Annotated in this window: 19 protein-coding genes and 1 tRNA gene; 13 read left to right on the top strand and 7 right to left on the bottom strand. The window is 46.4% G+C overall.

What is annotated here, in order from left to right:
- The first annotated feature begins 14 nt into the window (after positions 1–14).
- The 7 genes from ACXAH6_RS05410 (at position 15) to rimI (ending at position 4,927) form a co-directional block, all read left to right on the top strand.
- Positions 15–2,075, top strand: coding sequence for a TonB-dependent receptor (locus ACXAH6_RS05410; protein ID WP_474875623.1), 2,061 nt, complete (start codon positions 15–17; stop codon positions 2,073–2,075).
- Between the two features lie 12 nt (positions 2,076–2,087).
- On the top strand, positions 2,088–2,354 hold the full coding sequence (locus ACXAH6_RS05405; RefSeq protein ID WP_474875622.1) for a YkoF family thiamine/hydroxymethylpyrimidine-binding protein: 267 nt from the start codon (positions 2,088–2,090) through the stop codon (positions 2,352–2,354).
- The gene (locus ACXAH6_RS05400; RefSeq protein ID WP_474875621.1) at positions 2,347–2,952 is read left to right on the top strand and encodes a nicotinamide mononucleotide transporter family protein; all 606 of its coding nucleotides are present in this window, start codon (positions 2,347–2,349) and stop codon (positions 2,950–2,952) included. The genes ACXAH6_RS05405 and ACXAH6_RS05400 overlap by 8 nt, the downstream gene beginning before the upstream one ends.
- A complete protein-coding gene (locus tag ACXAH6_RS05395; RefSeq protein ID WP_474875620.1) occupies positions 2,942–3,748 on the top strand; it encodes a phosphotransferase in 807 nt (268 codons plus the stop codon). The genes ACXAH6_RS05400 and ACXAH6_RS05395 overlap by 11 nt, the downstream gene beginning before the upstream one ends.
- An 81-nt stretch (positions 3,749–3,829) precedes the next feature.
- Positions 3,830–3,906, top strand: a tRNA-Trp gene (locus ACXAH6_RS05390).
- Between the two features lie 66 nt (positions 3,907–3,972).
- Positions 3,973–4,479 (top strand): hypothetical protein, encoded by a 507-nt coding sequence (locus ACXAH6_RS05385; RefSeq protein ID WP_474875619.1) that lies wholly within the window; start codon positions 3,973–3,975, stop codon positions 4,477–4,479.
- A gap of 1 nt (position 4,480) precedes the next feature.
- Positions 4,481–4,927 carry a ribosomal protein S18-alanine N-acetyltransferase gene (gene rimI / locus ACXAH6_RS05380; RefSeq protein WP_474875618.1) on the top strand — a complete coding sequence of 149 codons (447 nt, stop codon included), beginning with the start codon at positions 4,481–4,483 and terminating at the stop codon, positions 4,925–4,927.
- Here the strand turns inward: rimI and ACXAH6_RS05375 are convergent, their stop codons facing one another.
- The 3 genes from ACXAH6_RS05375 to ACXAH6_RS05365 all read right to left on the bottom strand — a co-directional run bounded on the left by ACXAH6_RS05375 (position 4,928) and on the right by ACXAH6_RS05365 (position 10,726).
- Positions 4,928–5,779, bottom strand: coding sequence for a hypothetical protein (locus ACXAH6_RS05375; protein ID WP_474875617.1), 852 nt, complete (start codon positions 5,777–5,779; stop codon positions 4,928–4,930).
- 256 nt (positions 5,780–6,035) lie between these two features.
- Positions 6,036–9,062, bottom strand: a complete 3,027-nt coding sequence (locus ACXAH6_RS05370) for an ExeM/NucH family extracellular endonuclease (protein ID WP_474875616.1) — start codon at positions 9,060–9,062, stop codon at positions 6,036–6,038.
- Positions 9,063–9,382: 320 nt separating this feature from the next.
- Entirely contained in the window at positions 9,383–10,726 is a 1,344-nt protein-coding gene (locus ACXAH6_RS05365) for a hypothetical protein (protein ID WP_474875615.1), read from the bottom strand.
- A 220-nt stretch (positions 10,727–10,946) separates the two neighbouring features.
- On the opposite strand from ACXAH6_RS05365, the gene prfC reads away from it, so the two are divergent.
- On the top strand, positions 10,947–12,527 hold the full coding sequence (prfC, locus tag ACXAH6_RS05360; protein WP_474875614.1) for a peptide chain release factor 3: 1,581 nt from the start codon (positions 10,947–10,949) through the stop codon (positions 12,525–12,527).
- Between the two features lie 8 nt (positions 12,528–12,535).
- On the top strand, positions 12,536–14,269 hold the full coding sequence (gene argS, locus ACXAH6_RS05355) for an arginine--tRNA ligase (RefSeq protein ID WP_474875613.1): 1,734 nt from the start codon (positions 12,536–12,538) through the stop codon (positions 14,267–14,269).
- A 72-nt stretch (positions 14,270–14,341) separates the two neighbouring features.
- Here argS and ACXAH6_RS05350 read toward each other — a convergent pair whose 3' ends face one another.
- Positions 14,342–16,258: a CHRD domain-containing protein gene (locus ACXAH6_RS05350; RefSeq protein WP_474875612.1), complete on the bottom strand. Its 1,917-nt coding sequence runs from the start codon at positions 16,256–16,258 to the stop codon at positions 14,342–14,344.
- A 319-nt stretch (positions 16,259–16,577) separates the two neighbouring features.
- Here ACXAH6_RS05350 and ACXAH6_RS05345 point away from each other — a divergent pair, with 319 nt between their 5' ends.
- The 3 genes from ACXAH6_RS05345 (at position 16,578) to lysS (ending at position 19,928) form a co-directional block, all read left to right on the top strand.
- Positions 16,578–17,150 carry an NADPH-dependent FMN reductase gene (locus tag ACXAH6_RS05345; RefSeq protein ID WP_474875611.1) on the top strand — a complete coding sequence of 191 codons (573 nt, stop codon included), beginning with the start codon at positions 16,578–16,580 and terminating at the stop codon, positions 17,148–17,150.
- A gap of 95 nt (positions 17,151–17,245) precedes the next feature.
- A protein-coding gene (gene prfB / locus ACXAH6_RS05340; RefSeq protein ID WP_474875610.1) for a peptide chain release factor 2 occupies positions 17,246–18,344 on the top strand; the annotation gives its coding sequence in 2 pieces (ribosomal slippage) (positions 17,246–17,320 and positions 17,322–18,344; 1,098 coding nt in all).
- A gap of 24 nt (positions 18,345–18,368) precedes the next feature.
- The gene (gene lysS / locus ACXAH6_RS05335; RefSeq protein ID WP_474875609.1) at positions 18,369–19,928 is read left to right on the top strand and encodes a lysine--tRNA ligase; all 1,560 of its coding nucleotides are present in this window, start codon (positions 18,369–18,371) and stop codon (positions 19,926–19,928) included.
- Positions 19,929–19,934: 6 nt separating this feature from the next.
- On the opposite strand, the gene ACXAH6_RS05330 is transcribed toward lysS, so the two are convergent.
- Genes ACXAH6_RS05330 through ACXAH6_RS05320 form a run of 3 tightly spaced genes read right to left on the bottom strand, consistent with a single transcriptional unit; the run spans position 19,935 to position 22,144 of the window.
- A complete protein-coding gene (locus tag ACXAH6_RS05330; protein WP_474875608.1) occupies positions 19,935–20,840 on the bottom strand; it encodes a ketopantoate reductase family protein in 906 nt (301 codons plus the stop codon).
- Positions 20,841–20,843: 3 nt separating this feature from the next.
- Positions 20,844–21,551, bottom strand: coding sequence for a TIGR01621 family pseudouridine synthase (locus ACXAH6_RS05325; protein ID WP_474875607.1), 708 nt, complete (start codon positions 21,549–21,551; stop codon positions 20,844–20,846).
- Between the two features lie 17 nt (positions 21,552–21,568).
- Entirely contained in the window at positions 21,569–22,144 is a 576-nt protein-coding gene (locus ACXAH6_RS05320; RefSeq protein ID WP_474875606.1) for an Hpt domain-containing protein, read from the bottom strand.
- Between the two features lie 155 nt (positions 22,145–22,299).
- Between ACXAH6_RS05320 and ACXAH6_RS05315 the strand changes: the two genes are divergently transcribed.
- Positions 22,300–25,122 (top strand): M16 family metallopeptidase, encoded by a 2,823-nt coding sequence (locus ACXAH6_RS05315; protein WP_474875605.1) that lies wholly within the window; start codon positions 22,300–22,302, stop codon positions 25,120–25,122.
- Positions 25,123–25,211: the final 89 nt, after the last annotated feature.

Below are 25,211 nucleotides of genomic sequence, written 5' to 3'. Positions count from 1 at the left end.
GACAAGAGATCCTGATGAAACACACTTACTTAGCCTTACCTTTTCTCACTGTATCTTCTTTCGCATTTGCAGAAGACGCTCCCAATGATATTGAACGCATTCAGGTCACGGGTGATTTTCGTCAAACAACTTTGGATCAGTTGAGTGCGAGCGCCTCCATTGTCAGCAGTGACAGACTCGCAGCACGACAAGAAGAACACCTAGATAGCATGCTCAATATAGCGCCTAATGTTAACTTTGCAGCAGGGGCTTCACGCGGCCGTTTTATCCAAATAAGGGGGATTGGAGAGCGCAGTCAGTTTGCTGAGCCTATTAATCCGTCTGTAAGCTTTTTGGTCGACGACTTTGATTTTTCTGGTTTGGCTGCGGCCGGCATTTTATTCGACACCCAGCAAGTAGAAGTATATCGCGGCCCTCAAGCTACGGTCTTTGGAACCGGCGCGTTAGCTGGAGCAGTTAAAATTGTGTCAAATGATGTTGGTGAGGCGGGAAGAAACTTTGTACGCCTGCGTGCCGGTAATAAAAACACGTTTCGCATAGAAGGCTCTTATGGCGCTGATATTAGTAGTGAAACGCGCTATCGCGCGGCAGTGGTGAACAATCAGAGTGATGGCTTCACATACAATACGTATTTGGATAAAGCCACGAATAGTATTGATGAGACTGGCGTGAGATTAGCCATTGAGCACGACTTTGCTAATCGCACTACCGTGGCGCTTAACTATCGCTTCTATGATGTAGACAACGGTTACGATGCGTTTTCTCTCGACAATGACGGCAAGACACTTTCAGATGAACCGGGTTTTGATGAACACCAAACCCACGCCGTTAGTGCACACAGTACAACCCAAACTCAGCAAGGGCAGTTTGATGTGATACTCACCCATGCATCACATAATATTGCCTATGGCTATGATGAAGACTGGACCTATGTGGGCTTTCACCCTTGGGAATATTCCTCTTTTGACGCCTACTATCGCGATGTTGATACACAAACCGCTGAAATGCGTTTTACTTCCTCAGACAATGCACGTCTCTTTAATGACACCACAAACTGGGTGATTGGCACGCACTTTAAAACATCAGAAGAGTCATTGTTGAGACAGTACACCTACGCCGATGGTGATTTTGCCAGTGAGTATTCTCCCACCACGATATCTGCTTATGTTCAGTTTGACACTCAGCTATCTAGTCAGTGGCTACTTACTACAGCATTGCGTGCTGAAAATTATGAGTTTGAATATGCAGACAACGCAGGCTTAAGCCATACCCACGATGACACTATGGTCGGGGGGAAAATCGCGATTCACTACGTTATGAGTGATGATCAATTCTGGTACGGCAGTATTTCTCGTGGTTATAAAGGTGCGGGTTTTAACCAAGATGAACGCGTAAGTGATGAAAAACGCTTTTTCGAAGCCGAATATAATTGGAACTATGAGGTTGGTTATAAAGGTTCGCTGTCTGATAACCTCCATGCCCGTGTCGCTGTATTCTACATGGACAGGGAGAATACACAGGTTAACGATTTTGATGTGCAGATTCGCGAAGATGGCACCCCAGATTTTATCGATATCATTGATAATGCCGACTTAGGCACTAACCGTGGTATTGAAGCTGAATTGAATTTACAAGCCACGGACAATTGGTCTGTTCAACTAGCGGTGGGTTATCTCGACGCAACTTTTGAAAGCTACACCAATGCGGCGGGTGAAGAGATTGAAGAGCAGCGCCAAGCCCAAGCCCCTAAATATACCGCCAATTTGTTTAGTCAGTTAGTGATTACTGACAATATAAGTTGGAATTTTGATGTTGATTACAAAGACGAATACCGTTTTTCAGACGGTCATGACGTCACTTCTCCTTCGACCACTTTGGTCAATTCTGAGTTGGTGTGGCAAGTCAATCAATGGCAAACCAGCTTATGGGTGAAAAACGCCTTCGACCGCACTTATTACGTGCGCGGTTTTGGTGGGTTTAGTAATGACCCTCGTGATTATTATGAGTTTGACGAACCCTACTATCAATTAGGTAATGGTCGCCAATTTGGTGTTAGTGTGACTTACGACTTTTAAGGAATAGATAAAATGCAAGTAATGGTAGAACTCTCTTTGTATCCGCTGGTTGATGATTTTATCGAGCCAATTAAAAACTTTATCGAGCGTTTAAATAGCTATGACGCGCTGTCGGTATCAACCTCGTCGACCAGTACACAGGTCACGGGTGATTATCAGACAGTTGTAACTATTCTTGGTGAAGAAATGCAACGTACTCATGAATCAGTAGGGCAAGCGATCTTCGTAGCCAAGTTTCTGAATTTCTCAGCCATGCAATCTCGTAATACTGATGACTGAATTTCTACAAACCTTTGTTAGTCAAATCGCTGCCACATCACCATTGGAGTGGTGTGCAGTGATACTCGCTTTAGGCTACGTTTGGTTGGCCGCAAAGCAAAACAGTTGGTGTTGGGTATGTGCATTTTCAAGCACGGCTATTTACACTTGGTTGTTTTGGCATGTCGCTTTGCCATTTCAGTCGGCACTTAATTTTTTTTACATGGTGATGGCCGTTTACGGCTATATGCAGTGGGGCAAGCAAACGGAACAAAGTCAGGGCGTGCGCTCGTGGCCAATTTGGTTGCACGCCAGCTTAGTGCCCGCTCTGTTGGTGATGGCGTTAGGCTTGTCTCGTTACGCTGAAAACTGGTTCACTAGCGAGCATTTGTGGTTAGATGCATCTATTCATGTGTTAAGTATGGTGACAACCTTTATGGTTGCTCATAAAATACTGCAAAATTGGATTTACTGGTTCGTCATAAATTTAGCTTCCGCGTGGCTGTATTGGCAAAGTGGTTTAGCACTGTCAGCGTGTTTGTTTGCTGGCTATGTAGGCTTTTCTATTTATGGTTATTTAAGCTGGTATCGGCAATGGAAAATGCAGTATGCACACTAATACCTTAATTGGCTTGTTACGACCTGTCTTATCACTGTCTGGCGACACGAAAATAGTCCCACTGCGTTCAGGCGATGTGAATCAAGTTTTTCACCTCACAGACCAAGAACGGCATTATGCCGTGAAAGTGATTGGTGATGACTCCTTCACTGGCGTTGACCGCATGCAGCAATATTCTTTGCAAGAACAGCTTGCTGCGCGTTCTCTGGCGCCTATGCCTGTTTGGTTAAGCGATGATTTACGGGTATGGGTAGAGGAGTGGATAGTACCTTGTGCTAACCACGTGTCAGACACCATTGAGGCCTCGGCAAAAGCCTTGGCACATATTCATCAGTTGCCAATGACCGCCAAGCGTTTGGGTCTATCTGAACGTTGGCAGTATTATTTAGACCAGGCCGCTTTACCCCTTGATCACAGTTTAAGAGAAAAAGTGGTGGGGTTGAGCAGTACTGTTCGCAAATTAGAAAATATTGAAGACGATTTATGTCTGTGTCACAACGATTTATCGGCAGGGCATATACTTTCATCAGACCCGCTCGTTTTGATCGACTGGGAATATGCAGCGATGGGTAATCGCTATTTTGATCTTGCTGCATGTGCGTCGATTAATGCGCTGTCAGCTGATGATTGTCAAAAATTGTGCGAAGCTTATTCTCGTTATTCCAAACAAAACTTGAGCGAAGTGAATACGAAGTTTGCCCAGTTTTTTGAAATTGTCGAAGTGACTAATGCCTTGTGGCAAGCAGCATTAGATCAGAGTCGTACAAGTCTTGAACAGGGTTCGGCTAATTTGTGAGCGTATGGCTTGGGAAATGCAATAAAGCGAAGAAAAGTGCTTTACCTTTCAAGGTCGATACGTATAATGCAAATCCGCGTTAGGGGTGTAGTTCGAATTGGTAGAACAGCGGTCTCCAAAACCGATGGTTGGGGGTTCGAGTCCCTCCACCCCTGCCAACGCGCTAATAGCAAATTCCAGCTATTTTCTGTACACTCTCCTCATACTTAATATTTCAAGTAGTTATGACTGCGAATTTAACTGATTACCAGCGTGCAATATTGCAGGAGATGGGGCTAACGGTTTGGCAAGCGCAATCGCTTCCTGCCAGCAAATCGGCCACTACAGAAACCACTACGCCCGCAACACAGCCAACTTCAGTCGTCAGCGCTAAGCCTGTGGCAAATGGCGCAGAAAAACTCGCACAATTAAAAGCTCAACTAGGCGATAAAAAAGGCGCGGCAACAACTAAAAAACAGCTCACGTCTTCTCAGGCTAGCACCGAAACTGCCCTCCCAAAACCGCCGACTGCGTCTACCGTTTTTAGTGCACAAGAACTCGCAAACTCTGCACGGTTATGTGAAGATTTATCGCATGCGTTCAGCTTGGTTAGTGAGCACACGTTGGCGTTAAAGAAGGGGGCTGGAGTCGCGTTAGAAGGGCATACGTTGACGTTACCAGTGTCACCGGAAAAACTCGATGCTCAAACAAAACGGGAGATTTGGCGTTTATTCAGTCGGCTGAAAAGTTAGCATGTCCATTTTACCTCTCAGTGATGAGCGTTTAGCTCAAGCCTATGCATTGCATCAAGTTGCCCACCCTAACCCTTGGTCTTTCAGCACCTTTGCAGACTGTCAAACCTCTCCCTATGCTGGTTATGTGCTAGTAGATAATGCCATTACCCTAGGGTACGCCGTTTTGTTGATGGTAGTTGATGAAGCAACGCTAATGGATATTGCGGTTGATGACGCAGTTCGCGGTAATGGGCATGGCAACACATTGATGAAGCATATCATCAATGAATGCGAACAGGCTTCAATGGCGAGTTTGTGGTTGGAGGTGAGAGCCGGAAATGTTGCTGCCGTGAGTTTGTACAATAAGTACGGCTTTGAAACCATCGAAACCCGCAAAGGGTATTACACGCATGCACAGACGGGAGAAAAAGAAGACGCAATTATCATGCGTCTCTTGTTCACATAATTAGCCTTGATACACGTTTGAGTTGTTGTACTTCATCACAAAAGGCATCAAACATGCGGGCAGCAAATAGCCTTCTTCTTTTAGCCAGCGCGAGTCATAGTTAATTTCGGAAGACTTCTCTGCCGACAAGCGCATTGGATTGCCAAACAGAATGTGGTGCTCGGCTTCTTGCAAACTTTTGTCGCATTGTTTCGGCGGTAGCCCAGCTTCCTGATAAAGTGTTTTTAAAACGTCGGCTGCATTAAAGCAAAAATGTTCGTACCCCAACTTCGTGAAGTTCATATCACTTTGTTTGAGTAAGTTCTCTCGTTTACGGTTGCCAAAATACCACTTCAGCATTTGAAACCAGTAATGTCCCTTTATGCGTTTGTACCCTTGGCGCTTTTGTTTTTTTGCTAACCGAGTTTGCGAACAGGCAAATGAACGCACATCGCGCATTAAAAAATATACGGTTGGGTTTAGTTCAGGGTGGTTGGCCATGAGTTTTAGATGGCGCACGCCTTTAGACGTGTCTACCATGAACTTATCGTGGCCATATTTTTGGTGAAATTGCTCGAGTAGCACTTGATAAGCTGGCGCTACATGCTGATATTTATCACAGCGATCGCTGGGCATGGGTACACGTTGTTGAATCGCTTTTAACGTTGGCCCCCAAAAGCTGCACTCGCTTGCGGGCTTACCACAGCTACAGGCATGTGCGGTGTCGTTGAGCCAGTATTCTGGCGCATATCTCAGAACCTGAAATACCTCACCAAGTGAGATCAAGTTTTGATGACAGGCTAACGCCATGGAAAATACCGTTGAACCAGAGTGAGACAAACTGGTGATCGAAAAAAACCTGTGTGACGCCATATACTACCCTCTAACACTGCGCTCAGTTGACTGAGTCTTTGTTATCATTTAACCAAAAGTGACTATGCAATGCATTGCAACTTAAGTTTACTTTTGGTTACTTTCCCTACTGTAGCAGGGAAGTTAACAAGACGAAAACCCCAATTCGAACGGTGAGAGGGTATTTGGTTCATAAAAGAACGAAAATTTACGTATTACTTACGTAAATGCGCCCCACGTGCTCATTATTGTGCTCATGAGGCGCCTGATTCGTCATTTAGCCAAAGAAGAAACTAAAGAATTGATGAACCGCTTTGAAAAAGCGCTTCACTTTTTTCTTCCACTTTTCTTTGTGTTTGTCTTTAGGCCCTTTTCCCGGCTTGTCTTTTTCGAGCATAAACGTGGCGACAACGGGGTCATGATCAGACATACGGTATGGGTCCGCGGAGTAGAAATCTGCTATTTGTAGGTCAGATTTTCTTTCAACGTTGTAATCTAATACTGTTGGTTCGTCAGCATTAATGTGCCAATCTGTTGCGTCAACAGCAGCCGCTAACAAGCTTTCAGATACCAACATGTGGTCTAAATAACCCACGCGTCCACCAAACAGATAGGAGTAGGCTTGAGTGCCATTTTTGTCTGCAATCAGGTTGGTGTAGCCAGATGCTTCAAAAGTGGTAATAGGGTCTTCTTTAGCGTATGCATTTAAATCACCGAGTACCATTACGTTGTCTTGTTCACTGAGCGTGGCGTCGGTAGCAATCCAGTTTATCAAGGTTTGGGCTTGACTCACGCGCTTGGCATTGTAGCAACCTTGCCCGTCACCTTGATCAGTATCGTCGCCGGATGCGCTGCCACACCCTTTAGATTTGAAGTGATTGGCAATGACAGTGAATACACCACCGTGAACCGGATGATTGCGCAAGCGGAATGTTTGCGCCAGTGGTGGGCGGTTGAAAATGTCGTCTGTATTGATCAACACATCGCCCTCTAGCTTGACGCGATGGGGTTGGTACAAGATGCCCACCGCAATCGCATCAGTACCAATCTCAGCTCCAGCATCGACATAGGCATAACGATCTTCACCGACTTCCTGGTTTAATCTATCCACGAGTTGCACTATGGTAGACGTTGATTCAAACCCGTCATTTTCGATTTCCATCAAGCCAATGACATCGGCATCTAATGCGATAATGGCCACTACGGTTTTCGCGATCTGACGCTCAAATTCTTCCAGCGTGTCTGCGCCTCGCGAGGTTGGGAAGCCATTGCCTTCACCGTCGCCGTTAAACAGGTTTAACACGTTCAAACTGGCAATTTTCACATTGCCCGGTGCAATCTCTGGCGCTGTGGTTCTGGGATTCGACTGAATAAAAGTGGGTGACACAGTAGGTAACAAGCGATATTCAGAGAAACTGAAATCCATGACGCCCGTTAGCTGGGTAACCGTATCGCCTAATCGCAAGGTATTGTATGCCGACAAGTTGCCTGTTGGGTAGATGATTGGGTCTGGGTAAGAGCCTGACATTACGTCGTCTAACACAATGCGATCAAGGGCGTTGCTTGATTCAAGTGCAATAGCTTCAGCAGAACCGGGCGTATACAAATTAGTTGGGGTAAACAGTCGTTGAGACGACAGTGTCACTTCGCCGTATTGACCTAATGTGTAGTTGTCACTCACCGTCAAAGCGTCAGCAAAAGAAATCGCCATCCCTTCGAGGGCTTCTTTGCTGTTTTCATCGCTGAATGGCAAAACAACAGGCGTGACGATGTAAGAGTCGCTACCACATGTAACATAAGCGTCGGCGGTTATTTGGGTGCGATCATAGTACTCAGATACTGCGCCACCTGTTCTTACTTTATCTCCGGCAGCGGGTAATGTTTGCTCTCCCGTGTAATAAACAAAAATGCCTTCAGACGTACCGTCGTTTTGGTCAAAGTCAGCCGATTCTTCTTGTACAAAGAAACCGCTTAAACCATCAAATGAAGCCGTTACGACACCTTCGATCGCATGGCTTTCTCCCACTACAGGTGATAGCTCAGCAGAACCTTGAATGTCATGAATCAACGTTGCAGTATCACTACAACTGCCTACTTCAAAAACTGGCTCCTCCGGCGTGCTGCCTCCAACTTTACCGAGATCGTCGAATACATCATTACCAAAACCTTGCCATTCATTCGCGGGGTCAAATTCATCGGTACTGTTAACATCACCTGTGGTGACAGAAGCTAAACGGCGAAGGGTGTTGTTCACTGTTGTGGTGTCACCTGAGCGCCAAGCTGAGCCAGGGTCTTCACCCACTCGGCCGAAAGAGTCTACCAAAGCGCCATCTTTGTACAGCTCATAAGCATCATCGCCATTGTGACTTACTGTACCCGATGTCATATCGGCATAGGCGAGTAACGCTTCCTCGGCACTGGGGTTGACCAATACAAAAGTGCCGCCAGACGCAATGCTGCCTGTGAGTGTAATTGTTGCGCCTGAAGTATTACCATTGGCATAGCGAATAATGGTGTAATTGTTGGCGGCTAGATCTATGGCATTTTCAGTACCATTGTATAGCTCTAAGGCTTTGTTACTGCCGCTGCCTTCTACATATTCGCTAAATAGAAGATCATTGGTGACAACCGGGCTATCACTATCGTCTTCACCATCGTTTGAGCCGTCATCAGGATCGCTGTCGCCTTCATCGGTCGAACCATCAGCCGCGTCTCCATATAGGAACGAAGCGGTTGGGAAGGGGTTGGCAGCAGAGGCATTACCGGTTTCGTCATCAAGTGTATCGGTACCACTGAAATACCAGTTACTGAGAACAAACTCGCTGCCATCGGCATTGGTGTCACTTAAGCGGTAAGCCCAGCCGTCGGTGTATTCCCAAGCGGTGCCCGAACCGTCAGTATTTATGTCGCCAAAAACATCAATCATTTCACCATTACAAAACAGTTCAATGGCGTCGTCGCCGTTTATATTTGCCGCAGATCCTGTGTAGTCAGGGGCAAATCCAAAGAAACTGGTGAACCCGTCACTTTCTGAGGCCACGTATATAAACGACCCCGCCGTTGCTGATACGGCATCAAAGGTCAGTTCTTGAATTGTCGCGCCACTGCCATTGTTGGCTGACCCTACGCCACACACACTTAAATCTGCAATATCTTCTACCACATAAATTTCTATGGCTTTGGGAACGCCACCAGATAATGGCCCGTCAATTACCCCTGACAAGGTGAGTTGAGCGCCATAGCTCATCGTCGGTATGGTCGACAAGAGAGCCAGCGCATGAGTTATGCGAGTTGTCATGTTCATGTGTTTTCCTTGTTGTTGCCACGTCGGCAATGTGGTTTTTAGTTGTACTTCTTGGACTTCCTTTGAGCCTGTACTTTGGTACAGCTAGTACTCGAAAATACAGCATTCAACATACTGACTAATTGGTCAATATTTATTCACATGTAAATAATGAAATCACCGCTTATTAACGAGGATGAGAAAGCTGAGACAGGAGTGTGACAGTGCTTTGTTGCTCAATGATTAAACATTTATTGCAACAGTGATATGGGATTGTCGGGGCAATATTAGCGAAGTAGTAGTGAAGGGGCATGTGCCCCCGCACATAGTAGAATAAGAGATTAAAAGTCTAAGCTGGCAAACACGACCACCGCGCTTTTTCTCGCTGGGTCAATATCAAAGTCATCCGTTGCAGGGTACAACTCGGCACCCATAATATCGTTAACCACACGAATATCGGCAAAGCGGACTTGGCCTCTCCCTGACTTTGCGTACATGCCAATGGTAAAAGGATAGTCGAAAATCATAGACTCAAGTGCCACACTTACGCCATGGGTATCGATAGCCTCAACTCGTTGGTAATCAAGGGTTGTATCGATTTTTCCATTAGAATTATCAGAAAAATAGCTTACGATAAGTTTGGTGTTTTCCGCCAGCGGCATACTGACCGCTAAGGCGACATTGGTGACACTGGCCAGTTCTCGGGTAACTGGGAAGTTATAGTTGGCGCGGGCAGGCTCGTCGGTCACTGCGGTGTAATAATCAACTTGGCTGGAAAACACCCAGCCATCCACCTTGTACGCCATGCCGGCTGAGAAATGCCAAGGATAAGACTGCTTAGCCGTGGAGTTCATTTCTTCTCGAAAAGACGTAAATACATTGCTCGTTAATACCGCAGCAATTGGCGCCGACACAGAACTGAGCGTTTCATAGCTGCGAGACAAGGCGATATCTTTGGTAATATTGCCACCAATATTCAAGCTCGGGGTTTTCCACAGTACGCCGACCGAAGGTGACAATATATATGTTGAGTCGTCGATACGGCGATAAGCGTGAAAACCTGTGGGCAAATTACCTTCAGGCGTCACATAGGTGATGACAGCGCCTGAACCTTGTGCCGAAATTTCGGAAATGTATCTACCCGCTATTGTTGCGCCAATCGACCATGTTTCTGATAATTGATATGCGCCACTGAACCCCAATTTATACGCGGCGTTATCAAAGTCATAATCGACAAACTCCTGCATTTGTTGTTCATAACTGGTGAAGGTGGCAGGCAGTGTATAAACCGCTTCGGCAGTGGTTCTCTCTTGGCTAAAATCGGTAACAGTAAAAAAGGTGCCATACGACCATTTATCTGTTTGCCCACTAATGCCTAAAAAGCCTGGTACAACAGCAAAAGACTTGCGGGTAAAGTCGTCGTCGTTGAAAAAGGCATTATTAAATTCAGTTTGTTCCCAAGCCATAGTATTGACCGAAGCTGAACGGGCGCTGCTCTGAAAACTCAAGCCAGCAGGGTTATAATGCATGGCGGATAAGTCGTCAGAAATGGCGACGAACGCGCCGCCATACCCATTGGCTTTGCCTCCCACCAGTAAATTGCCATAGTGGTATTGGTCGGCTTTGGCTGAAAATATTACGCTGCTTAGTGAACATAGTGAGGCGATGATGAGTGTGCGATGCATTATTTAGCTTCCTGCATGTTTTATTTATTTTGACTAAAAAGTACTCAAAAATTGTTTCGTTTGGAAGTCATTCCATGAGTTTTCCGCTTTTTTCTTGTTACTTAGCGAATAACCAAAGAATATTTAGCCCATTCTGGCGATTACTCGGTTTCAGGCATTCAAATTTTTCGCCTAAGTCGGTACAATTCGCGCCTTTCCATCAAGTAGAACCAGATTACGCATGTCATTGACCGAAGAAATCGCCAAACGCCGTACGTTTGCCATTATTTCGCACCCGGATGCGGGTAAAACCACGATAACTGAAAAAGTGCTTTTGTTCGGAAAAGCGTTACAAACAGCCGGTACAGTAAAAGGTCGCGGTTCAGGTCAGCACGCAAAATCTGACTGGATGGATATGGAAAAAGAACGGGGTATCTCAGTGACGACCTCCGTGATGCAGTTTCCGTATGCTGATTCTTTGGTAAACTTACTCGATACCCCGGGGCACGAAGACTTTTCTGAAGACACATACCGCACGTTAACAGCGGTAGACTCTTGCCTAATGGTGATTGACGCGGCGAAAGGGGTAGAGGACCGCACTCGTAAATTAATGGAAGTCACGCGTTTGCGCGACACGCCCATTATTACCTTTATGAACAAACTCGACCGCGATATCCGTGATCCCATGGAACTACTGGATGAAGTGGAAACCGAGCTTAACATTATGTGCGCGCCAATTACCTGGCCTATCGGTTGTGGTAAGCAGTTCAAAGGGGTGTATCATTTACACCGCAATGAAACCATTTTGTACCAATCGGGTCATGGCCACACAATCCAAGACGTACGCATTATAAAAGGGTTGGACAACCCAGAGCTTGATGACGCGGTAGGCAGTGATTTAGCCGACCAATTACGCGAAGAGCTAGAGTTGGTGGTGGGCGCTTCTAACGAATTTGACCTGGAAATGTTCTTGGAAGGTGAATTAACACCCGTATTCTTTGGTACGGCCTTAGGTAACTTTGGTGTTGATCACATGCTCGACGGTTTGGTTGAGTGGGCGCCAGCGCCACAATCTCGCGAAACTGACGAAGGTACTATTGAAGCCAGTGAGCCTGGTTTTAGCGGCTTTGTATTCAAAATTCAAGCGAATATGGACCCTAAACACCGCGACCGTATCGCCTTTTGCCGTATCGTGTCGGGCAAATATGAAAAAGGCATGAAAATGCGTCACTCGCGCATTGGTAAAGACATTCGTATTTCTGACGCTTTGACGTTTTTGGCCGGTGACCGTGCTTTGCTTGAAGAAGCCTACGCAGGAGATATTATTGGTTTACATAACCATGGCTCTATTCGCATAGGTGATACTTTTACTTCCGGGCAAAATTACCGCTTTACCGGTATCCCCAACTTTGCGCCTGAACTATTTAAGCGTATTCGCTTGAAAGATCCATTAAAACAAAAGCAATTACAGAAAGGGTTGATCCAGCTGTCAGAAGAAGGGGCTGTTCAGGTTTTCCGACCACTCATTAACAATGATCTGATTGTGGGTGCAGTGGGCGTGCTACAGTTTGATGTGGTCGTGGCGCGCTTAAAAGCAGAATATAACGTCGACGCTATTTACGAGCATATTAACGTAAGTACCGCTCGCTGGGTTTATGGCGATGACGCTAAGAAATTAGACGAATTCCGCCGTAAAGCAGAGCAAAACTTAGCGTTGGACGGTGGCGACAATCTCACTTATATCGCACCGACCATGGTTAACCTGCAACTAGCGCAGGAACGTTACCCTGACATTGAATTTAAAACGACTCGCGAACATTAAGATATAGCATGAACATACACGCCTTATTAGTTAGCCGCTTCACCGAAGCGTTGGAAAAATTAGACATTACTGATGCACCCGTACCGGTGGCGCGCAGCAACCGTCCTGAGTTCGGCGAGTATCAGTTTAATGGTGCCATGGCACTGGCGAAGAAATTAAAGCAAAAGCCACGTGATATTGCACAATCTATTCTTGATGCTGTTGTGCTTGACGATGTAGCGAGCAAACTGGAAATCGCTGGTCCAGGATTTATCAATATCCATTTAAACGATACCTGGTTAGCAAACCAGTGTGAGTTAGCATTGCACGACCCGCGTATTGGCATTGCCAAAGACCCAGCAAAAAATATTGTGGTGGACTACTCGTCGCCAAACCTCGCTAAAGAAATGCACGTGGGTCACTTGCGTACCACCATTATTGGTGACGCCGTAGTAAAAGTGTTGGAGTTCTTAGGTCACAATGTGATTCGTCAAAACCATATGGGTGACTGGGGGACGCAATTTGGTATGTTACTGGCCCATTTGAGCGATAAGCTAGAAGCTAACCAAGTGGCAGAAACCGCGTTGTCTGATTTAGAAACCTTCTATCGTGAAGCCAAAGTGCGCTTTGATGAGGAAGAGGGCTTTGCTGACCGCGCTCGCGAATATGTGGTTCGTCTGCAAAGCGGTGACCAAGCATGTATGACCCTTTGGCATCAATTTATTGATGTGTCTATTGCTCACAGCGAAGAAGTATATAACAAGCTAAACGTGAGCCTGACTCGCAAAGACATTATGGGTGAGTCGGCTTACAATGACGACCTAGCTAACGTGGTCGCTGAGTTAAAAGAAAAAGGCATTGCGGTAGAAGACCAAGGTGCACAAGTGGTCTTTATTCCTGAATTGGCGGATAAAGAAGGCAACCCAGCGGTTTACATTGTACAAAAATCAGGTGGTGGCTACTTGTACGCAACCACCGACCTTGCTGCAATGCGCTATCGCAGCAATACTTTACACGCAGACCGCACGTTGATTTTGACCGATGCGCGTCAAGCGTTGCATTTCAAACAAACTGAAATTGTCGGCCGCAAAGCGGGCTTTATTCAAGAGCAGCAAACCTACGAGCATTGCCCATTTGGTATGATGTTGGGTAATGACGGTAAGCCATTTAAAACGCGTTCAGGCGGCACAGTTAAGCTTGTGGAATTGCTAGATGAAGCGGTGGAGCGTGCAGAAAAATTATTGGCTGAGCGAGACAATGATTTGAGCGCAGAGGAGCTTAAAGAGGTTGCGCGTAAAGTGGGTATCGGTGCCGTTAAATATGCCGACTTGAGTAAAAACCGTACTACCGATTACATGTTCAACTGGGATACCATGTTGAGCTTTGAAGGTAATACTGCACCTTATTTGCAGTATGCGTATACGCGTATTCAAAGTATTTTCCGCAAATCTGGTATTCCGGTGACGCAAATTCCTGGCGAAATAAAGCTCACTGAGCCGAAGGAGCACGCGCTTGCGGTTATTTTAATGCAGGTCGAAGAAAGTATTGGTGTTGTTGCTCGTGATGCTACGCCTCATGTGCTTTGCACATACTTATACGATGTTGCCAGTGCGTTTATGAGCTTCTATGAAGCTTGCCCAATTTTGAAAGACGATGTATCAGAAGCCACGCGAAACAGCCGTTTAGCGTTGGCTGCGTTAGCGGCAAATACTTTGCAACAAGGTTTGGCGTTATTGGGTATAGAAACACTCGATAAAATGTAATTTGTACCGTCGATTTGATCGAGAAGGCCCGAACTTTTGTTCGGGCCTTTTTTTATGCGTTATCGAGATGGTTTATTGAATTTGCCCACGTAACTCACCCGAAGGAAAAGCAGGTGTGTGCACATTCACGTAATGCCCACCAGAGACTAATACTTGGAATATGTCAGCGGTGAGCATGGTGTCGTCAGCCGTCATCCACATGCCCGCATCGTCCATCGATTGCTCCAGCCCAGTTAACACATCACCATTTTCACCCAAGTTGCCGGTATGAATGTGAGCTGCCGTGGCGTCATCAACACCTTCAGTGAGAATCACGGCATCTAGGGCATAATTGAGTGAATTAACCATGGCGTAACCGTTACCAGACGCAGTGGTAGTAACCGCAGGGACTTCTTGTGCACCACTCAGGGCGAAGGTGACAATGGTATATTCTGGGGTAACAATCTGGCCGCGAATTTCACCACCCGGGAAGGCCGGAGTATGTACATTCACGTAGTGACCACCCGCCGCTAAAACAGGTAAAATATCTGCGTTAATTGCAGTGTCGGCTGGTGTCATCCACATACCAGGGTCGGTCATAGACTGTTCCAGCGCGACCAATACATCCCCGTTCATGCCGATGTCGCCGGTATGAATGTGTGCTGCGGTGGCGTCATCTACACCAGAAGTCAATACCACGAGTTCAAGGTCGTAAGTCATTGTATTTACTACAGCGTAGCCATTGCCGGTTGCCATGGATGTTGTCGCAGGCACTTGTTGTTCGCCATTTAACACAAATGTGGCGAGTGCAAAGTCGTTAGTGAGGATTTGCCCGCGTAGTTCACCGCCACCGTTTGCAGGAGTGTGCACATTTACGTAATGCCCACCAGACACCAATACATCATAAGTGGCTGCGTCTACGGTCAGATTTTCCGGTGACATCCATTTTCCCATATCGTCTCCAGATTGTTCCAACGCAACTAACACATCGCCATTCATTCCCACGCGACCAGTGTGAATGTGAGCTGCTGTGGCATCATCAACGCCGTCTGTTACAACAGTAACTTCAACAGCATTGGTTGACGTGTTGATTAATGCATAACCACTGCCAGACGCCGAGGTATCCACCGCAGGTACTTCTTGAGCGCCACTTAGCGCAAACGTTGCGAGTTGATAATCGTCGGTTAGAATTTGCCCACGAATTTCGCCACTAGGTACTTCACTAGTATGTACATTCACGTAATGTCCGCCCGACGCCAGCACAGCGAATGTGTCTTCGTCTATCATAGTACCCTCGGGTGTCATCCACATGGTCATATCGTCCATGGATTGTTGCAATGCAACTAACACGTCCCCATTGTTACCGGGGCGACCAGTGTGTATATGTGCGCCTGTCGCATCGTCAATACCATCTGTGTATACGACTAAGTCAACGTCATACGTTGCAGTTGAAACCAATGCGTAGCCATAACCATCGGCCATGGTGGAAACTGCGGGTACCTCTTGTTTACCGTCTAGCATAAACGTAACAACCGCCATATCATCGGTTGTGATTTGGCCACGCAGTTCTCCATCTTCAAAAGCGTCGGTGTGCACATTGACGTACCATTCCCCACTGAGTAAGTCTTCAACTAAGTCAGTCGTTACCGATGCTTCGGCCAGCGAATAGGTACCGTCACCATCACTCTCGAACGCAAATGCCACGTCTCCATTTCGGCCAATATCGCCATCGTGAATGTGAACAGCCTGAACACCTTCCACGCTACTCACATCCACGGAGGCTCGAATTAACCCCAAGGTTTCGTCTAGTTCGATTGTCGCTGTCCCCATTTGCATCGACATATTCGCTGGAACTTGTTGCTTGCCGCTCAGGTTGATCTCGAAAGAGGTACTAACGTTAAACGTAGGAGAAGGGGGGGCCATCTCCTCCTCTTTGTTGTCGTCGTCATTCATACAAGCAGCTAAAAAAGCGGCGCAACCAATGACCGTGTACTTGTGTAACTTCATCATTTTCTCCAGTGTCATTTGTGTGTTTAACATTTATTTAACGTTTTGTAGGTGTGGAAGGATTATAGAAATTTGTAAAATTTATTTTTATTTTTATAGTTTTTTATCAATGTGTTGAATTTATTGATATTTCTTGAAATGCGTGTGTGCTACAGGGGAAATAAAATGCAAACTAATAGAGATTGAGCGTGAGTGGATTGACCTGTAAACCCAAGATTCATGTGGCCTATCGTCTTTTTTAACTCGACTAATTGTAATTTTTCGACAACCGATTAGAGTGATCTAACACCACTTATTGTTTGGCTGTTAACAAGGAATAATCATGACGAAAATACTGGCGTTTTCAGGTAGTGCTCGAAAAGGTTCATTTAATCAAGCTGTTGTAACGGCTGCTGCAAAAGCGGCAGAAGACGCAGGAGCCGAGGTAACCATTGTCAATTTGGGAGATTTTCCCATGCCTCTATTCAACGAAGATCTTGAAGCCGAACAAGGAATGCCTGCCGCAGCAAAAGCGTTTAAGCAATTGCTCATTGATCACGACGGTTTTTTGATTGCATCGCCAGAGTACAATAGCAGTTACCCTGCGCTGTTTAAAAATTCCATAGATTGGGCCTCACGCATGACCGAAGAAGGGGAGCAACCGCTTACTGCTTATAAAGGTAAAGTTGTTGGTTTATTGGCATCATCGCCCGGCGGGCTAGGTGGAATGCGAGTGTTGGTACCATTGCGTATGCTGATGCAAAACTTGGGGTGTATTGTTGCACCCTCGCAAGCCGCGCTTTCATTTATCGGCAAAGCCATTGATGAACAAGGTCAGGTGGTGGATGAGAAAACACTCAAGCAAATTGCCGGTGTTGCAACGCAAACCGTTGACCTCGCTTCTAAGTTAAAATAAAAAATAAGGGGAATTGCTTCCCCTTTCCCTATCAAATTTGCCGTAAATTCGTTACTATCTCGCGTCCAATTTTTAGTTATGTAAGCAAGCGAAAAATGTTTGAAGTAAATCCAGTACAAAACGCGATTGCTGATATCCGTGAGCGCACTCAGTCGCTTAGGGGGTATCTTTGACTTCGACGCTAAAGCAGAGCGTTTAGAAGAAGTTAACCGAGAGCTTGAAAGCCCTGACGTATGGAACGAACCAGAGCGCGCGCAAGCCTTGGGTAAAGAAAAAGTCGCCTTAGAGCAGGTGGTTGAAACCATCGAAAAGCTAGAGCAAGGCGCAGAAGATGCCGAAGGGCTTGTTGAATTGGCTGTAGAAGCCGAAGACGAAGACACCTTCAACGAAGCATCGGCTGAAATTGACCAATTAATTGCCGAGTTAGAAAAACTCGAATTCCGTCGGATGTTTTCTGGCCCTAATGATACGTGCGATTGTTACGTTGATTTACAAGCTGGTTCTGGCGGCACCGAAGCACAAGATTGGTGTAACATGCTCACGCGTATGTATTTACGTTGGGGTGAAGCGCACGGTCTGAAGACAGAACTGATTGAAGTGTCAGAAGGCGAAGTGGCAGGTTTGAAGAGTTCGACAATCCGCTTTGAAGGTGAATACGCCTTTGGTTGGTTGCGCACTGAAACCGGCGTTCACCGTTTGGTGCGTAAGTCGCCGTTTGATTCAGGAAATCGCCGCCACACGTCATTCGCTTCTGCGTTTGTTTACCCAGAAATTGACGATGATATTGAAATCGATATCAACCCTGCAGATTTGCGTATTGATACGTACCGAGCATCTGGCGCGGGTGGTCAGCACGTAAACAGAACCGATTCTGCGGTGCGTATTACCCACGAACCAACGGGCATTGTGGTGCAGTGTCAGAACGACCGCTCACAGCACAAGAACAAAGACCAAGCCATGAAGCAGTTAAAAGCCAAGCTTTATGAGTTTGAGTTACAAAAACAAAACGCAGAAAAACAAGCGATGGAAGACAGCAAGTCTGATATTGGGTGGGGGAGCCAAATTCGCTCTTACGTACTCGATGATTCACGTATTAAAGACTTGCGTACTGGCGTTGAAAATCGCAACACACAAGCCGTTCTTGACGGTGATTTAGACAAATTTATCGAAGCAAGCCTGAAGTCAGGCCTGTAAGCGAACAACATAAGTGAACAGGTTATGAGCGACCAACAATTAGATGAAAACAAATTGATTGCTGAGCGTCGCGCTAAGTTAAGTGCGATCCGTGAGCAATGCCGTGCCAACGGCTTCCCAAACGATTTCCGTCGTGAAAACTACGCCGAAGAATTGCAAAAGGCGTTTGGTGAGTTAGACAAAGAAACCTTGGCAGAGCAAGATAACAAAGTCAGCATCGCCGGGCGTATTATGGCTAAGCGCGGTCCTTTCATGCTGCTTCAAGACATGACTGGCCGAATCCAAGCCTATGCAGACAAAGACACGCAAAAAGTCTTGAAAGCCAAGTACGGCCAATTGGATATTGGTGACATCATTGGTGTGGCTGGTGCATTGCACAAGTCTGGCAAAGGCGATTTGTACGTGAACATGGAGCAGTACCAACTGCTGACTAAATCACTGCGCCCGTTACCTGAAAAGTTCCACGGCCTAACAGACCAAGAGACAAAGTATCGTCAGCGTTACGTTGACTTGATCACGAGTGAAAAAACCCGTGAAACTTTCAAAATCCGCAGCCAAATCGTTAACGGTATTCGCAACTACCTTACAGAGCGCGACTACATCGAAGTAGAAACGCCAATGCTACAGGTGATCCCAGGTGGTGCTTCGGCCAAGCCATTCGTTACACATCACAATTCACTCGACATTGAGATGTTCTTGCGTATTGCGCCTGAGCTTTATTTGAAGCGTTTGGTTGTGGGCGGTTTTGAACGTGTTTTCGAAATTAACCGTAACTTCCGTAACGAAGGTTTGTCTACACGCCATAACCCTGAATTCACCATGCTTGAATTCTACCAGGCATACGCTGACTACAACGACTTGATGGACCTTACCGAAGATATGCTTCGCACCTTGGCGACCAACATCTTGGGCGACACCAAGTTAGTTAACACAGTACGTGATACTGAAGGTAATGTGGTTGAAGAGAAGCATTATGACTTCGGCAAATCATTCGACCGTTTAAGTATGGGTGAAGCGATCCTGAAGTACTGGCCTGAAGCTAACGAAGCAGCGATTCGCGACCCTGAAGCGCACCTTGATGAACTAAAAGCTATGGCTAAACAGTTACACATCAAAGAGCCTGAAGTCGACGGTATCTGGGGAGCGGGTAAGTATCTGTGCGAAATCTTTGAAGCAACTGCGGAAGAGAAACTCGAACAGCCTACATTTATCACTGAATATCCGTGGGAAGTATCGCCGTTGGCACGTCGTAACGACGACAACCCTTTCATTACTGACCGTTTTGAATTCTTTGTTGGTGGCCGTGAATTGGCGAACGGCTTCAGCGAGCTTAACGACGCTGAAGACCAAGCTGCACGTTTCCGCAAACAGGTTGAAGAGAAAGACGCAGGCGATGATGAAGCCATGCACTTCGACGAAGATTATATTCACGCGTTGGAATACGGTTTGCCGCCAACAGCAGGTCAGGGGATTGGTATTGACCGTTTGACTATGTTGTTTACAGACAGTCCAACGATTAAAGACGTGATTTTGTTCCCGCACATGAAACCGCTTGAAAAAGCAGAAAGTGCGAGCGAAGAATAAAAGTCATTAAGCGGTGTAGGTTTTCTCGCACTGCTTAATTTGATGATACAAAAGGGTATTGGTGGGCACATCAATACCCTTTTCTTTTGCCCGCTCAATAATATAACCCGTTATGCCATCAATTTCGGTAGTGCGTTTATTAGCAACATCTCGGTTCATACTGGAGTAATTGGCGGCTGTGGCTGTTATTACATCATAAACATGGTTCAGCGTACTGGCATCATCAACCGGTATGCCACAGGCTTTGGCGACACTGATTACTTCGTCCACCACACGAGTGATCTGAGCGCGAAACTTAGGCTCTCTGAGTTCGCCATTTTGGCATTGGTGTATTGCTGTTAGCGGGTTAATGGCTGCATTCACAATGAGCTTTTTCCACAACGCCTCGTTTATATTTTCGAGCCAATGTATGGGCTTGAATGCGGCTTCGAGATCGCAATGCAACAATTTTTGACATTCACTATTAACGGTTATGTTGTCAGCGAACCCCAGAGTAATGTCGCCTTTTCCTGTGTGTGTTACAGCTTGTTGAGTTTTTAAAGCGCCATGGGTCGTGGTTGTCGCTATGACAGGCTGAGTAGGGCAGAGCTTTCGCACTTGCTCTATTCCGCCCATGCCGTTGTGTAACAGCATGATTGGAGTATCGGCTGCCAGGTAGGGCTGCCAATCCGCAATCGCGTTAGCTACTTGATACACCTTTACCGGCAATACCAAAATATCATGGCAACTTAATGTGTGGGGTGAGCTATGAGCAGGCGCGAGCGTAGTTTGAGTGTTATCAGTGAAGGTCACAGTAATTGGCGACGACGCAGACCGCGTATAAGTACTTACCGGAATGCCATTTTGTTGTAGTTTTGCGGCAAACAAACTGCCTATGGCGCCATTACCCACGATGTGCCAGTGCAAAGCCATGCCCTAATCCTGTTGTAATTTTGTCGTCGGGTGGGTGTAAGAGGGCCACGCCCGCTGTGATACTTCACCCTGCTCGGCGAGCCATGTTTGCCATGCTTCAGTTTGAAATACTTCGCCCTCTCGCGGAGGGCATGACACTTGAATTTGCTCGTTTTGGTACGTAAAGCACAATTGAAATGCATGCAAATAGGTGCGATCGCTTGGCGTGCCGCCGTAGTGTTCGTCACCTAAAATCGGGCTGCCTACGCTTTTTAATGCTACCCGAATTTGATGAGTCTTCCCCGTGAGTGGTTTAACAACACATACGCGCAGGGGCGGAGTTAAGGCTTCGCTAAAAAACTGGGTTACGGCGGGGTTTTCTTTTGTTTTGAGTAAGGCGTGCTGGCCACGTCGACGGTTGATCATATCGCCAGCTATCGTGCCCTGTTTCTTTTTGGGTTTTTTGTCGGTGACAGCAAGGTAATATTTTTGAATGCGATGTTGCGCAAACAGCGCTGATAAGTCGGCCGCTGCTTGAGCGTGCTTGGCTAAGATTAAGCACCCTGAAGTAACGGTATCTAAACGATGAACCAGATAGAGTTTGTCGATATTAAAGTGTTGTTGCGCGAGTGTCACCACACCGCGTTCACTGTCGTGCATAGGCACGCCTACCGGCTTATCAATGACAATAAAATCCCGATGGGCAAAAATGCCACATATATTGTTGGTCACAACTGATTACTCAACCGTTAGCTAAGAGGCGCGAGCAGGTTCAACGCTTCTTCATAATCTAGCTCGTCTATGGCGAGTCGAATGTCTTGTTTGGTATTTTCATCACTTATACAGGCGTCGAGCCAGCTATCAAGCTGTTCAGGGGGAATAAACTCATGGTTCGACAGCGCTTGTGTAAGGGCGACGAGCGACGCATTATCAGCATCTGGCGGGGTTGATGTGGCAGTGGTATGCGAGCCTGTTTGCTCGTTTTGACCAGAGCGCGCAATTTCAACTGCTTCAAAAGACGCCTGCAATACATCAACAAACTGGTCGAAGTCAGGTGGGGTACTTTGGGTTTCACGCAGGTGTTGCTCAATCACTTTGCTTTGTTGATGTAGGGCAACAAAACCCAAATTACCCGCTACGCCTTTTAGTGTGTGCACAAGTACAGTGGCATCTTGCCACGCGCCTTCATTAAATTGTGCATTCAAGCGTTCGGGCGCACTTTGATATTCAAGAATAAACTTATCCAGTAACTTAAATAAAAGCTCTCGGTTACCACTTAATTGGTTGAGACCAAAATTTAAGTCAAACAAGATTTCTGTGCTCACAATTTCATTCCGTGTGGTTGACGCTTTGTAAGCTAAGTGTATTCCAATATGTAATAAATTGATACAAAGCTGCGTCGGATTATGCGGTAAAGCCTTGCTATTTCTGATAGTCTTCGGCAGTTTACAATTAGAGAATAACCAGTGAAGGAATCAATATGAGGTTCACCATAGCAGCGCTAGTCACCTCCGCGGTGATGTTGTCAGGCTGTCAGCAGATGTCTCAGCAGGAAGTTAAAGAGACCCAATCCGCCTCTGCTCACTCTGTATCAATCCCCTATGAAAAGTACACATTAGACAATGGTCTCACTGTCATTTTGCATGAAGACCATTCAGACCCAATTGTCCATGTTGATGTGACTTATCACGTAGGCTCGGCGCGAGAAGAGTTAGGCAAATCCGGCTTTGCTCACTTTTTTGAACACATGATGTTCCAAGGTTCGCAGCACGTAGAAGATGAAGAACATTTTAAAATCGTGACGGAAGCGGGTGGTAATATGAATGGTACCACCAATACCGATCGCACGAATTACTTCCAGACCGTACCTGCAAACCAACTCGAAAAGATTTTATGGCTTGAGTCTGACCGCATGGGCTTCTTGCTACCAGCGGTTACAGAAGAGAAGTTTGAAGTACAGCGTGAAACGGTGAAAAACGAGCGTGGTCAACGCGTCGATAATCAACCTTACGGGTTACGTCACGAGCGCACGGGCGAAGCCTTGTACCCAGTAGGCCACCCTTATTCGTGGACGACAATTGGTTACGTTGAAGATTTAGACCGCGTTAACGTGAACGATCTCAAAGCCTTTTTTAAACGTTGGTATGGCCCAAACAACGCAACACTGACCATTGGTGGTGACATCGATGTGAAACAAACAAAAGCGTGGGTTGAAAAGTATTTCGGCGAAATCCCTCGTGGCCCTGAAGTGGCTGAACCTGAACCACAGATGGTGACGCTGGAAGAAGACCGCTATATTACGCTAGAAGACAATGTGCATCTTCCTTTGTTGCAAATCACATTCCCTACCGTGTATGCCCGTCATCCTGATGAAGCGCCTCTTGATGTGTTGTCAGATATTTTAGGTGGCGGTAAAACGTCACTGTTATATAAAAATATGGTGAAAGGCGGTGATGCCGTGCAGGCTGGGGTGTCTCATCCTTGTCGTGAGTTGGCGTGCCAATTTCAACTTATTGCGTTAGCAAACCCTGCCAAAGTGACTGATTTGGCAACATTAAAAGCCAGTATGGATGCGTCGTTAAAAGAGTTTGAAACACGTGGCGTAACCGAAGACGACTTAGCACGCACTAAAGCCAGCATTGAATCGTCAACGGTATTTGGTTTGCAAAGTGTGTCGGGCAAGGTGTCTACCTTGGCTCACAACCAAGTGTTTGAAGGCGAGCCAGATATCGTCGCCGAAAACATTGCGCGTTATAACGCTGTCACTCCTGAAGATGTGATGCGCGTGTACAACAAGTACATTAAAAATGGTCATGGTGTAGTGTTGAGTATTGTGCCTAAAGGGCAATCAGCAATTGCTGCTGCTCCACAAAACTTTACCTTACCGGCACGTAATATCGAGATCGAAACTGTAGACGGCGATGTGAAAACGCCTGCGCTGGACAGTGAATTTGACCGCAGTATTCATCCGAAAGCGGGCCCTGCCCCAGTGGTACTTGTACCAGAGTTTTGGAAGTCTGAAGTCAAGCCGGGTATCCCGATGATCGGTGTAACTTCACACGAAACGCCAACAGTGAGCTTGTCACTGAGCATGGAAGGCGGCCCGTTGCTTGAGTCAAAAGAAAAAGCAGGCACGGCAGTGATGATGGCTGCTTTACTCAACGAGACGACTCAACATTATTCAAATGAAGAAATGGCCAATGAAATGGCTAAACTGGGTAGCTCGATTCGCATCAGTGCGGGTGGGCGCTATACGCGCGTATCTTTGTCTTCATTGAGCAAGAACTTCCCTGCAACACTGAAGTTACTTGAAGAGAAGATGTTCAATCCTGCATTTCTTCAAGCTGATTTTGACCGCTTAAAAGCTCGCATGCTACAGAGCATTCAGCAAAGTAGTAAGAACCCATCAGCCCTTGCTGGGCGTGCAGAAAGCGTTGTTTTGTATGGTGACGAGCAGCGTTTGAGTTTGCCAGACAGCGGAACCATTGAAACATTAACGACGCTAACATTAGACGATGTAAAAGCTTTCTATGCAAGTTACTTTAACCCAAGCAAAGCGCAAATCGTTATGGTGGGTGACCTTACCCAAGCTGAAACTGAGTCGTCTTTATCATTTTTGGCTGATTGGGCGGGTGAAGATTACGCTATTCCAGATTATGCACCTTTCCCTGAACATAAATCGCAACACATTTACTTGATTGACAAGCCAGACGCGCCGCAGTCGGTGGTGACAATTGTTAAACACAGTTTGCCTTATGATGCGACAGGGAAGCAATTCCGCGCTCGTTTGATGAACTTCCCCTTGGGCGGAGCATTCAATAGCCGTATTAACCTAAATCTTCGTGAAGACAAGGGCTATACCTATGGCGCACGTTCAGGCTTTAACGGCGGTAAAACCTTGGGATCTTTTGACGCAGGTGCCGATGTTACCGCAAGTAGTACTGGCGCATCGATTACTGAGTTCCTGAAAGAGATTAACCAATACCGCGATAATGGCGTGACCGAGAGCGAGCTAAGCTTTATGCGTAGCGCTTATACCTTGAGTGAAGCGCTTAAATACGAAACGCCAAGCAGCAAAGGGCGTTTCTTGTCGCGCTTATTGCAATATAACTTACCCGCCGATTATCGAGATGAGCAAATGGAGATTATCAAAACCATTTCTCAAGAAGAAATCAATGGGTTGGCAAAAGAGATGCTGAATCTTGACGACGCACAAATTATTGTTGTTGGAGACAAAGCGAGCTTGATGCCACAGTTGAGCGAACTGGATATTCCGATTATTGACATGTCAGTGTCGTTTTAGACTGGTACACTCTCGATAGTTTTGTGCGGGAGCCTCAGGGTAACCCGCACTTGAATTCACAGACAATATCCCTCATCTTGAGGGATATT

It is taken from the genome of Alteromonas sp. ABE4_545, from assembly GCF_056161325.1.
The sequence above is the reverse complement of the archived record's forward strand: the minus strand, read 5'-3'. Positions and strand labels throughout refer to the sequence as shown.